The sequence below is a fragment of the Candidatus Bathyarchaeia archaeon genome, assembly GCA_035283685.1.
In the GTDB taxonomy this organism is placed as follows: Archaea; Thermoproteota; Bathyarchaeia; order Bathyarchaeales; family Bathyarchaeaceae; genus DATETJ01.
Window position 1 is genome coordinate 1 of the sequence record DATETJ010000005.1, and the last position, 12,192, is coordinate 12,192.

Below are 12,192 nucleotides of genomic sequence, written 5' to 3' on the forward strand. Positions count from 1 at the left end.
TGGTAAAATGGTTTGCACGGGAGCAAAATCGGAAAAGGAATCCCGCAGAGCTGTTATGACAGTTGTTAAAGAACTGAAAAAGAGCGGAATAATCATCATCAGCAAGCCGGAGTTGAAGGTTGTGAACATCGTTGCTTCTGCAGGGTTAGGCGGAAAGATAGATTTGGAGAAGACAGTTTCCACGCTTGGAAAAACGATGTATGAGCCGGAGCAGTTTCCAGGACTGATCTACAGGATGGACGAGCCTAGGGTGGTAATTCTTCTGTTCGCAAGCGGGAACCTTGTCTGCACAGGAGCGAAGAAAGAACAGGACGTTTATGATGCAGTGCATAAGCTTCACGCAAGCTTAGAGGAACAAAACCTCATATTCTACGAATAATAACTTCATACGTTATTCGCCTATCGCCTTCGTTTGCATATTCCTCATTGTATACGGATACCAAGCATAAACACAGCAGTAGTTGTTTGGATAGAATTTCCATCCGACACAAAACAGGCTTTATCTATTCGGGCTTAGTGGTATTGTCTGGACAGTTCAATGACCAGAAACGCTTATCGCGAGATCATTCAACGCCTCATGCGGATTCCTAAACCTACAGTCAAAGACGTAAACATGGTTAAGATGCAAGCTGCCCAAACCTATAACCTCCAGACTCTTCCACCCAACTCAATTCTGATAAGCAACCTAAAGCCCAAAGAAAAACGTCTTGTCTCCGTTCTGCGCAGAAAACAGATTCGCACCATCTCAGGCGTAACCATCGTAGCCGTCATGACCAAGCCTTACCCGTGCCCTAAAACCACACCTTGCGCCTACTGCCCTGGCGGGCCTTCTGTTGGCTCACCTCAGAGCTACACTGGTTTTGAACCAGCTGCTATGCGTGGCATACAAAACCGCTACAACCCTTACAGGCAGGTGCGCAGCCGCATTAATCAACTAGAATCAATCGGACACACAGTAGACAAAGTTGAGCTCGTAATCATGGGTGGAACCTTCCCAGCTACACCTAAGCAGTATCAGTCACGTTTTGTTCAACGCTGCCTAGACGCCATAACACAACAAAAATCCAAGTCACTAACAGAAGCAGAAAAACAAGCAGAAACCAGCCGAACCCGCAACGTTGGCATTACAGTTGAAACACGCCCTGACTGGTCAAAGCAACAGCAAGTAGACCACATGCTAGCTATGGGTGTGACCCGAGTTGAACTGGGAGTCCAAAACATCCACGACGACATATACCAGCTAGTCAATCGAGAACACACAGTCAAAGACGTAGTAGAAGCCACACGCACACTCAAAGACTCGGGTTTGAAAGTAGCTTACCACATGATGCCCGGCTTACCCGGCTCAAACCCCAAACGAGACCTAAACGCCTTCAAAACCATCTTCACCAACCCAGACTACAAACCTGACATGATCAAGATCTATCCCTGCTTAGTCTTGAAAGGCACCAAAACACACGAATGGTGGAAAAAAGGCACATACCAACCCTACACAACCGAACAAGCAGCCGAACTCATCGCGGAAATCAAGAAAACTATTCCACCATGGGTTCGCATCATGCGCGTTCAAAGAGACATACCAGCCCAATTAATTGAAGCAGGCGTCAAACACAGCAACCTCCGCCAACTCGCCCAACAAAAACTCCAAGAACAAAACATGCGCTGCAAGTGCATACGATGCCGAGAAGTAGGACACAGATGGCTCAAAGACCACGTCAAACCAAACCTCAACAACATCCACATCCAAACCACAAAGTATGAGGCTTCCGAAGGCGAAGAAATCTTCATCTCAGCCGAAGACACAGCCAACGACGTCTTAATCGGCTACCTACGCCTCCGCATCCCATCAGCCGAAGCCCACAGACCAGAAATCACAGCCGAACCGTGCAGCATAGTACGCGAACTACACGTTTACGGTCCAGTTGTGCCAGTTGGAAAACACCAAACCAAAGCATGGCAACACAAAGGCATCGGACAACAACTCCTCACAAAAGCCGAACACATCACACAGGAAGAATACAACCGCAGAAAGATTGTTATTATAAGCGCATTAGGAACAAAACAATACTACAAACGCTTCGGCTACCACCACGACGGACCATACATGTCCAAAACGCTGAAGTGAAAATCGATGAAACTATCCTTCCGCGACTACGCCCAAGGCGACGAAGAAACATACGTCAACATCCACAACGAAAGATACAAGACGTGTACATGGTTCAGCAAGCATGGCCCAATAACAGTCAGCAACGCTAAACAGGAAATCGAAGAAAAAAAGAAGAATCCTACATACAGGCTCATTTTCGCCCTAACCCAAGACCAGCCAATCGGGTTCATAGAAGCAAGCATGGAAGACGCAAACACCGGTCAAATCCACCATTACTCACCCTGCATCTTGCCAACCTCTCCACAACTGGAAGTAAGCTCCGCCCTAGTTGAAGCCGCAATCAAGCATCTTGAGGAACAGGGCGCTCAGAAACTCAAATACTCAATAATGGGAAGACCCAGCGACACTACACCATACATCGAACTTTATCAAGCCCTCGACTTCAAGATTGTACGCAAAGCACTAATCATGTGGAAGAAACTTGACACTCCACCAGAATACACAACACCTCTTCTCATCAAACTCGCAACCCTAAATCAAGTCAACGCAGACTGCTTCGTCGACCTATTCATGAAATGCTTTCAAGACTCAAAAGACCGAGACGCAGCTCAAATTGCATCCAACATCGAACAGACCAAGAAGTTCATACAGCAGCTACGCGAACGAGAAGGCTCCAACCATGACCCAGATGGTTGGATCGCAGCCTCACTCAACGGCGAATATGTGGGCTTCACAATCGCGGTTCAACAAGGCACCGACGGACTAATCGCTGAGGTAGGAGTTGCGCCACAATTCCGCAGATCAGGCATCGGAACCTATCTCACACTGAAAGGGTTAGAGAGACTGAAAGAACGAGGATTTAAACAGGCGTCGCTGGGCGTTGATGTCGAAAACACAGCCGCCATAGCACTCTACGATAAACTCGGCTTCGAAAAGCTACCATTCGAAGTCTACGAACTAGAAAAGGCAATAACTCCCTGAACTACTTCCGTTTAGCTTTAGGACTTTTCGAAACAACCTTCACAGGAAGCGAAAACTTCGAAGTGTCGATAGGAGCTGGACCAAGCACCTCCACTCCAACAATCTCCTTCTTACGGTCCAGATCAAGAATCACGCAATCTGAGATGGGCTCGCTTTCGACAATCTTCCCTCTTCTAAGTCGAATGTAGAGCGCGTTGGAACTTGGGTCATATTCTAGCAAAGCCAATGCGCTGGAGCCTCCTTTCGTCTACCCATAACACTGTAATTACCTCTATTTTTCCGTTTTTCTTTTCATAAATGACGACAAGCTCTCTCCCACGGATTTTCCCATGAGCTGCCAACCTACCATAACGAACCAAGATAACCTCTGCTGGATTTTCTAAAATCTTGTAAACCTGCGCTTCTCTGATGCCTCGATCCAGCATTCTCATTTCAGCATGAGGCTTTATGATCACAATCATCCCAAACAGCCCACAAGCCTCAATGTGTCTTCCCTTCTTGCTTTTAAAGCTAATAAATAGAGGGGCAAGCACTGAATAAGAACTGCTTACGAAGTGTAGCTGGAGAAAACGAATTTAGACGAAACGCTTCGGCTACCACCATGACGGACCATACATGTCAAAAACCTTGCGTGCCCCATACTCATGACGCACCAAAGTCCAAGCATTTCATGGAATCTTCACACAACGATACGCCCTACCCGCGATTACTTCCTTGTTGGGTCTCTGGCAAATAGGTAGAAGACTGTAGCAGCGACGATGCCGAATAATCCAAGTGCTGTTCCCAAACCCTCATAATCAAACCAGATAAGCGCCAGTCCGCCAACAGCCGCACCCAAAGCATAACCTAGATTCACAAAAGCGGAGTCCACCGACATCATAGTACCCCGATGTCCCGGAACCTGCTCAAGAGTCAAACTTATAGCCGCTGCAGTAACCATACCAAAAAGCAAAGCAGCCGTTAAGTTCAACAGCAAAGAAACCCAGAAATAAGGCACAAAAACGAAAGACACCGTGAACACACCAGCCAGCAAAGCAGTCACCGCTGTTGAGGGCTTACGCCCAATCCTATCCACAAATCGACCACTGACCAAACTACCAACAGTGTAGCAGGAAGCTGCCACCAGAATTATGAGGGCTGCAACATCAGTGGACGCTTCGAACCGCTGCATAAAAAACGCCACGCCATAATACAAAACCGCTGCAAAAGAAGCAGCCCGAAAGGCGTCACCCGCCAAACAAGCCAAAGCAGACCTATTCGACAGAACTTCCTTGAAACCCGAAAGAAAACCACTCCGACTCATTGCTGTCCCATGACTGTGAGAATCAGATGGAATGCCAAAGAACGCTAGTAAAAGACCAACAAACAAGAGAGGAGTAACAAAGCCCAAAAGCGAAAACCGCCAGCCTCCAAAGTCTGCAAGCAAATTCAAGACCAAAGGACCAACGACATAAGACATCGCACCCGCCCCAACAGTCCATGCAACGACTCTAGCCCTTTTCTCCAATGGAAAATGCTCTCCGACCAGCGCGTTAACCATCGGGTTAACCATCGCCAGCCCCAAACCACTTATAGAGTAAGCCAAGAGCATCCCAACGAAACCTGCCGCTAAGAAACACCCAACGGACGATACGGCAAAGAAAAGCAAACCCGTCATCAACAACGACTTGTGTCTAAAACGAACACACAGAAAACCCATAACCAACGCAAAAACAACCGCAGCCACAGAAGAAAAAGTGTTAACCTGACCCATAATGCCAACTTCCACCCCGAACTCCGTGGCAATAGGATACAGAAAGAGCCCCATCAAAACCGAAAGCGGACCAACAGAAAACGCACAGAACACCAACGTGGGAAGAAAAATCCTCTTTGAAGAAGCACTCGACTTTGAACCCACATCAGAGCCCATAATAGAAACCTGAGGTAACATCTTACCCTAATTAAACTATGGCTGCGCAGTTGCACGCGAAATGGGCTTTATTCTTCAATGCTGAAATACCCTCCTCAAGAAGACCGGCCCAACACGAAAAACAGAATAACGCAACACGATTATGTGTAGTCGTACCATCGATTAGACAACCTCGCAGCGTTGGTGAAACAGGATTTGGATGAGAAAACAATGGGCTACAAAGGAGAAGCCCTACAGCATCTCAAACAAGCCCAAGCTGAGATAGGCGACATAATCAAAATAACAAAAAACACCGAAACCTACGAAGGCATCCTGATTCCACGATCAGAATACAGCGACGACAAGCACATCGTCATCAAACTGAAAACAGGCTACAACATAGGCATCCACATAACCTCATCAACAAAAATCGAGAAGACCGGCGCAGGAGCCAAACCGGCATTCGTTGCCCCAGCTCCGCCAACACAAAAGCCCAACCTGCCCAAAGTCACAATCATCAGCACAGGCGGCACCATCGCTAGCAGAGTTGATTACCGCACAGGAGCAGTAAGGCCAGCGCTGTCAGCAAGCGACCTCTACAGCGTCGTACCAGAACTCTCAGACATAGCCACAATAGACGCAGAAATATTGTTCAGCATATTCAGCGAAGACATGACTGCGAAACACTGGTCGGAACTCGCCAAAGCAGTTGCCAAACGCATCGAGAAAGGCGAAGACGGAGTCATAGTGGCGCATGGAACAGACACCATGGGCTACACAGCCGCAGCCTTAAGCTTCGCATTGCAAGAACTACCCGTATCCGTCATACTAGTCGGCTCACAACGATCCGCAGACAGACCCAGCTCAGACGCAGCCACAAACCTAACCGGAGCCGTCACAGCCGCAGCTAAAGCACCTTTCGCCGAAGTCACATTAGCCATGCACGAAACCCCATCAGACACAGCCACAGTCCTGCACCGAGGCACAAAAGTCCGAAAATGCCACACCAGCCGCAGAGACACCTTCAAATCCATCAACACCGAACCACTCGCCAAAGTCGAAAACGGCAACGTAATCATGCTCACACAAGACTACCGCAAAAGAGACAAAAACAGAAAACTCGTCTTAAAGCCAAATTTCGAAGAAAAAGTAGCGCTACTAAAGTTTCATCCCGGCTTCAACCCTGAAATAATCGACCACCTCGTGGGTAATGGGTACAAAGGCATAGTTTTTGAAGGCACGGGACTCGGGCACATCAGCCACCAGTGCCTAAACTCAGTTCGCGCAGCAGTGGAAAAAGATGTAATCGTAGCTATGACCAGCCAATGCATTTGGGGCAGAGTAGACATGAACGTCTACGACACGGGCAGAGACTTCCTCAACGCTGGCGTCACCCCACTCGAAGACATGCTCAGCGAAACCGCACTAGTCAAACTCATGTGGACACTTGGACAAACTCGCAAGCCAGACGAAGCCAAAAAACTGCTCACAACCAACATTGCAGGCGAAATTTCGCCACGCACTCTGAGCGAAACCGACACAGGTTGACACAGCCTATGAGCATAGACTACGCTAAACTAGGCTTAAAAGTCGGCTTAGAAATCCATCAGCAACTCGACACAGCAGAAAAACTGTTCTGCAGCTGCAAACCCGAACTCTTCAAAGAAAACCCAGAAATCACGTTTCTCAGACGCCTACGCCCAACCCAGAGCGAGCTAGGGCAAATCGATCCAGCAGCCTACTTCGAGTTTCAAAAAGGCGTCAAAATCCTCTACGAAGCCACTAAGACAACATCGTGCCTAGTTGAAATGGACGAGGAACCACCGCACAACCTCAACCATGAAGCAGTTGAAATCGCCCTAACCGTGGCACTTATGGCAAACGCCAAACCAGCCGACGAAATCCACGTCATGCGCAAAACCGTCATAGACGGCTCAAACACCACAGGCTTCCAACGCACATGCGTCACAGCGCTCAACGGCGAAATCGAAGTCGAAGCCAAAAAAATCCCAATCCAACTCATCGCCTTAGAAGAAGACGCAGCCCGAAAAATGAACGAGGAAGAAAGCGGCAAAACAATACGCTACCGAATCGACCGCCTAGGCATACCACTAATCGAAGTCACAACCGCCCCCGTCTTGTACACGCCGCAGGAAACCGAGAAAACAGCATTGGCAATAGGATGCATTCTGAGAGCCACGGGCAAAGTCAAACGAGGCTTGGGCACAATACGCCAAGACCTAAACATAAGCATACCAGACGGCGCATTAATCGAAATCAAAGGCGTCCAAGAACTCGAACTCGTCTCCAAGGCAGTGGAATACGAAGTCCAGCGCCAGCTCAACCTCATCAAAATCAAAGAAGAACTCCAAAAACGAGGCACAACTAAAGACACCCTAACCGAAGAATTCACCGACGTATCAAAAGCCTTCCAAAAAACCCAAAGCAAAGTCATCAAAAAAGCCCTAAGCGAACACAAGCCGGTACTAGCTGTCAAACTTCCACGTTTCGCGAGTCTACTTGGAACCGAATTGATGCCCGGAGTACGACTAGGCACTGAAATGGCTGATCGAGCACGCTTCTGGGGCAGAGTCGGCGGCTTGTTCCACACCGACGAAATGCCAGCCTACGGAATAACCACACAAGAAGTAGAGGAACTGAGAAAACTAGCAAAGGCGGAAGAGCAAGACGCAGTAGTCTTCGTAGCCGACGCCGTGGAAAACGCCACAGACGCCCTAAAAGCCGTAATCGAAAGAGCCAAAGAAGCCCTCAAAGGCGTACCCGAAGAAACCCGCGCAGCCAACCCCGACGGCACAACAAGGTACATGCGACCCAGACCCGGCGCTGCAAGAATGTACCCAGAAACCGACGTGCCACCCATACAAATCAGGGGAGACTACCTGAAACAACTGCGAACTCGGCTCCCAGAAATGCCCGAACAAAAAATGGAACGCCTAACCAAGGCTTATGGCTTAAACCAGAAACTAGCCAAACAAGTCCTAGACTCAGAGTACGCGCCACTCTTCGAGATCATCGTCAAAGAAACCAAAGTCTCACCCACAATAGTAGCAGCAGTCCTAACTGAAACCATAAAAAGCCTCAAACGCGAAGGCATCCAAACCGAAAACGTCACAGACCAGCAACTCCGCGAACTCTTCACCCAAATAGACGCTGGACAAACCACGAAAGAAGCCGTTCCCGACATCATCACTTGGCTAGCCACACATGAAGGCGCATCAGCAAAACAAGCCGTAGACAATTTAGGCTTAGGCATGCTCTCCGAAAAAGAACTCGACCACCTCATCGACGAAGCAATTCAAGAAAACAAAAGCCTAATCGAAAAAAGCGGAGAAGCCGCATTCAGCGCCTTAATGGGCCAAATCATGAAAAAAACACGCGGCAAAGCCAACGCTGAACAAATCGCCAACACATTAAAAAAGAAACTAAAGAAAACCTAGCGCTTCGCCCCAAAATCAGCGATTACGTTGGCATACACTTTAGCCGCGTTCTTAATGTCTTTAACGTAGACGAATTCATCGTAGGTGTGGGCTAACTCGCCACAGCCCGGTCCAAACGACATAGCTGGAATGCCGAGCATCCTGCGGAAGAAGTGAGCGTCAGTGGTCGCAGGCATGTAAGTCGGAGGCGGCACATACCCAAAGACCGGCTTAGCACCTTTCTGAATAGCTTTGACTAGAGAGTCGTCGGCAGGCGTGTACGAAGGCAACGTCTTGTTGATGACCGAAACCTCAAAGTCTTCTGGAAGCAGGCTACGCACAAATTTTTCCACACCGTCAGGACTCCCCCCAGCAGGCACGCGGATGTCGACTTCAGCCCAGCATTTCTCAGGCACAACATTAGTTTTGGTTCCACCAGCTATGACACCGATATTAACCGTGTAATGCGTAAGCGTCCTCACCAGCTTACTCGGCGCGATACCATCCTTCAACGCTAACCTGCGCTGTTCCCTTTCCCCGTTCTTGACCAGAGCCTTTGCATCTTGCGGTGTCTCAACCGCTTCAGCCTCCAAAGCCTTCAACGTTGGCAAAAAACTGGTTAACATTTCAATGGCGTTTCGACCCCGCGGCGGCGTGCTACCATGCGCTGGCTTGCCGAAAGCAGTGATATTGAGCCAACAGGTTCCACGTTCCCCAGCAACTATGGAATAGTGCCCGTCCAAGTAGCCAGTTGGCTCAGTGATTAAGCAGGCGTCGCCCGTCAACTTCTTGTTCTGCACCAGCCAGATGACGCCAGCGGGTCCCTGAGCCTCCTCATCTGGAACATTAGCAACAGTGATTCTTTCTGGCAGCTCGTCTTCGAAATCTTTTGCAGCTGCCGTCGCCATAAGCTGCGCGGCTACGCCTGCCTTCTGGTCGGTTGCGCCTCGCCCGTACAGTTTGCCCTGCTTGACTTCGCCCTTGTACGGGGGCACAGTCCACTTAGTTGTGTCGCCAGCTGGAACTACGTCCATGTGTCCGCATAGAATCAGCGAAGGCTTGCCCTTTCCAACAGTGCCTATTACACTGACGTGTCCCTCTTCCGGTTCAAGCTTCTGATAACTGATGCCCTCCTGTTTCAGAAAGTCTTCACACACTTTCGCAACGTCTGAGACATCTCCGGGGGGATTCTCACTTCTCGCTTGAACCAGCTCGCTGCACAGTTTGGTTAATTCGTTCTGGCGTTTCTCAATGATGTCAGCCACTTTTTGGTTGAGTGATTTCAACTTGTCGCACCTGCGCAAAGTTCTGCTTATGATTGTAGATAGGTTTCAGCAAACGCTTAATAAATGGATACTTATCTTCTCTATGCCTAATCAAGTTTCATGGAGAGACAGCTTCAACCATGGCGAAGTTCAAGGTCATTGTCTCCGACCCGTCTGCCAAATCAAAAGTCGTCGAGCTAGAAGGCGCCCGAGCCGTGCCCCTAATCGGCAAACGCATAGGCGAAACCATAGACGGCACAGTTGTAGGCATGTCAGGCGCCAAAATGCAAATCACAGGCGGCTCAGACAAAGACGGCTTTCCCATGCGCCCCAACGTACACGGCGGCGTACGAATCAGCGTCATGCTAAGCAAAGGCATAGGATTCCACCCCACACACGAAGGCGAACGCCAACGCAAAACAGTCCGCGGAAACATCATAACCGAAGACATAGTCCAAATCAACATGAAAACGCTGGAAAAAGAGAAGAAAGCGGAGAAACCCAAGAAAACCAAGAAACCAAAAGTTGAAGCAGAAGCTGAACCCGAGTCTACTCAACCCGCACAACCCTCAACCGCCACAAGCGGAGGTGAAACCGCTGAAGAAACTGCCCAAACAACCGGAGGTTAACATAGGCACAATTGGACACGTGGATCACGGCAAAACCACACTTGTCCAGTCGTTAACCGGTGTTTGGGCATCAAGACACAGCGAAGAACTTCGCCGCGGCATCACAATCAAACTAGGCTACGCAGACACGCCTGTATACAAATGCCCCGACTGCCCGCCACCACAGTGTTATTCAACCGAACCCAAATGCAAAGGCTGCCCAAAACCAGGCGAATTCGTCAGAGCCGTCAGCTTTGTAGATGCACCCGGCCACGAAGCATTGATGGCCACGATGCTTTCAGGCGCAGCCGTGATGGACGGAGCCATGCTTGTCGTAGCCGCCGACGAAACTTGTCCTCAACCCCAAACTAGAGAGCACTTGGCTGCTATTGAAATTGTGAACGTCAAGAACCTCATCATCATACAAAACAAGATCGATTTAGTTGACGAGAAAAGAGCGCTAGAAAACTACGAGCAAATAAAGAGCTTTGTCAAAGGCAGCATAGCTGAAAACGCGCCCATCATTCCCATTTCAGCCCAGCACGGCGCGAACATTGACGTTTTGATCCAAGCCTTAGAAGAACACGTTCCCACACCCAAACGTGATTCGACAAAACCAGTAAGGATGTCTGTTCTCAGGTCTTTCGACGTGAACAAACCAGGCACAACTGTGGACGAATTGGCTGGCGGCGTTTTGGGCGGAACGATATTCCAAGGCGTACTCAAAGTTAACGACGAAGTAGAGATTCGCCCAGGAGTCAGAGTGGAAAAAGCTGGAAGAACCATTTATGAACCGTTGTACTCAGAGGTGACCACCCTTCAAGCAGGCGGCAACGCCGTTGACGAAGCTCGACCAGGAGGTCTAGTGGGCATGGGCACACTACTTGATCCGTCTCTGACCAAAGCCGATGGCTTGACAGGCAACATTGTCGGAAAGCCTGAGACGTTGCCGCCCACGCTTTCAGAGTTAACAATGGAGACCCACCTGTTTCCACGCGCACTGGGAACCAAAGAGCTAATGGAGATCGAAAACGTGCGCGTCGGCGAAGCTCTTCTACTAGATGTGGGAACCACCATAACATCTGGAGCTGTTACATCGATAAGAGGCGAAAACGCCACGCTGAAACTCAGTCGCCCGGTAAGTGCTGAAGAAGGCGCGCGAACCGCGATAAGCCGCAAAATCGCTGGAAGATGGCGACTCATAGGCTATGGTATAATCACGTAGTCATTAGGTAAGAGTGCACTTCACAGAGAGGCTTGCATATTTAGCGTCCTGATTTCTCCGTAAATCGTTAATGCAACTTCTTGTCTCTGTTGCTATGTTGCCAAATCGGCAGAGGGGGAGATGATTTATGAATGTAAAACAATTCATGATAGGAATGCTACTAGCGTTAGCCTTGTTGACTATGGCTCACGCTCCGTTGTCGGGTCAACAGGGCAACGGTCGATATGATCCGTGGCTTGATTACGACGAAAACGGAATCATAGATGCCAATGAGCTTCAGCGATTGGGAGAGGCATACGGCTCCACAGGAGATCCCACGAAAAACATTACCATAGCTGGCCATGCAACACAGTATCTTAGACCGGGTGGCGTGAACATTATGATTCCGCCATCAGGTAGTTGGCTTTCAAGCATGATCTCAATCGATGGTTACGCCAAGGTAACAGTCTTAATCTGGTTGTCAACACCTGGAAACTGTTATTTCAAAATATATGCCGGCGACGACGCTGGTTATTCATGGCTCATAGAAACAGCTACCCCAAATGGCCAGAGCTGGGTCAAAACCTATGACGCCATGAGCCAGCGAATTCAAATAGAAATCTTCAATAGCAGTCCTAGCACCGTAACGGCACAGGTAAGCGTTTACCTCGTGGCATAAAATGCCTATATGTCTCACGCCGT

General features: G+C 49.2%; 13 protein-coding genes. 9 read left to right on the plus strand and 4 right to left on the minus strand.

From position 1 onward, the window contains the following. The 3 genes from VJ249_05655 to VJ249_05665 all read left to right on the plus strand — a co-directional run. Positions 1-379: TATA box-binding protein (locus tag VJ249_05655; protein ID HKZ94048.1), on the plus strand; the 379-nt coding region annotated here is incomplete at its 5' end. 159 nt (positions 380-538) lie between these two features. Further along, complete coding sequence (locus VJ249_05660; GenBank protein ID HKZ94049.1) at positions 539-2,125, plus strand: tRNA uridine(34) 5-carboxymethylaminomethyl modification radical SAM/GNAT enzyme Elp3; 1,587 nt, start codon at positions 539-541, stop codon at positions 2,123-2,125. A gap of 6 nt (positions 2,126-2,131) precedes the next feature. Then, positions 2,132-3,088, plus strand: a complete 957-nt coding sequence (locus VJ249_05665; protein ID HKZ94050.1) for a GNAT family N-acetyltransferase — start codon at positions 2,132-2,134, stop codon at positions 3,086-3,088. A 1-nt stretch (position 3,089) separates the two neighbouring features. Here the strand turns inward: VJ249_05665 and VJ249_05670 are convergent, their stop codons facing one another. From VJ249_05670 to VJ249_05680, 3 genes are all read right to left on the minus strand, one after another. Further along, positions 3,090-3,314 (minus strand): DUF2283 domain-containing protein, encoded by a 225-nt coding sequence (locus tag VJ249_05670; protein HKZ94051.1) that lies wholly within the window; start codon positions 3,312-3,314, stop codon positions 3,090-3,092. Then, positions 3,295-3,549, minus strand: coding sequence for a DUF4258 domain-containing protein (locus tag VJ249_05675; protein HKZ94052.1), 255 nt, complete (start codon positions 3,547-3,549; stop codon positions 3,295-3,297). The genes VJ249_05670 and VJ249_05675 overlap by 20 nt, the downstream gene beginning before the upstream one ends. A 245-nt stretch (positions 3,550-3,794) precedes the next feature. Continuing rightward, the gene (locus VJ249_05680; GenBank protein ID HKZ94053.1) at positions 3,795-4,895 is read right to left on the minus strand and encodes an MFS transporter; all 1,101 of its coding nucleotides are present in this window, start codon (positions 4,893-4,895) and stop codon (positions 3,795-3,797) included. Between VJ249_05680 and VJ249_05685 the strand changes: the two genes are divergently transcribed. From VJ249_05685 to gatE, 3 genes are all read left to right on the plus strand, one after another. Continuing rightward, a complete protein-coding gene (locus VJ249_05685) occupies positions 4,843-5,010 on the plus strand; it encodes a hypothetical protein (protein HKZ94054.1) in 168 nt (55 codons plus the stop codon). The genes VJ249_05680 and VJ249_05685 overlap by 53 nt on opposite strands. 197 nt (positions 5,011-5,207) lie before the next feature. Next, positions 5,208-6,524, plus strand: coding sequence for a Glu-tRNA(Gln) amidotransferase subunit GatD (gene gatD / locus VJ249_05690; protein ID HKZ94055.1), 1,317 nt, complete (start codon positions 5,208-5,210; stop codon positions 6,522-6,524). An 8-nt stretch (positions 6,525-6,532) separates the two neighbouring features. Beyond that, positions 6,533-8,434 carry a Glu-tRNA(Gln) amidotransferase subunit GatE gene (gatE, locus tag VJ249_05695; protein ID HKZ94056.1) on the plus strand — a complete coding sequence of 634 codons (1,902 nt, stop codon included), beginning with the start codon at positions 6,533-6,535 and terminating at the stop codon, positions 8,432-8,434. Here the strand turns inward: gatE and VJ249_05700 are convergent. Further along, entirely contained in the window at positions 8,431-9,699 is a 1,269-nt protein-coding gene (locus VJ249_05700; protein HKZ94057.1) for an ArgE/DapE family deacylase, read from the minus strand. The genes gatE and VJ249_05700 overlap by 4 nt on opposite strands. A 119-nt stretch (positions 9,700-9,818) precedes the next feature. Between VJ249_05700 and VJ249_05705 the strand changes: the two genes are divergently transcribed. The 3 genes from VJ249_05705 to VJ249_05715 all read left to right on the plus strand — a co-directional run bounded on the left by VJ249_05705 (position 9,819) and on the right by VJ249_05715 (position 12,169). Then, a complete protein-coding gene (locus VJ249_05705) occupies positions 9,819-10,307 on the plus strand; it encodes a 30S ribosomal protein S6e (GenBank protein ID HKZ94058.1) in 489 nt (162 codons plus the stop codon). Then, complete coding sequence (locus tag VJ249_05710; protein ID HKZ94059.1) at positions 10,276-11,511, plus strand: translation initiation factor IF-2 subunit gamma; 1,236 nt, start codon at positions 10,276-10,278, stop codon at positions 11,509-11,511. The genes VJ249_05705 and VJ249_05710 overlap by 32 nt, the downstream gene beginning before the upstream one ends. 127 nt (positions 11,512-11,638) lie before the next feature. Further along, the gene (locus VJ249_05715; GenBank protein HKZ94060.1) at positions 11,639-12,169 is read left to right on the plus strand and encodes a hypothetical protein; all 531 of its coding nucleotides are present in this window, start codon (positions 11,639-11,641) and stop codon (positions 12,167-12,169) included. Positions 12,170-12,192 lie beyond the last annotated feature (23 nt).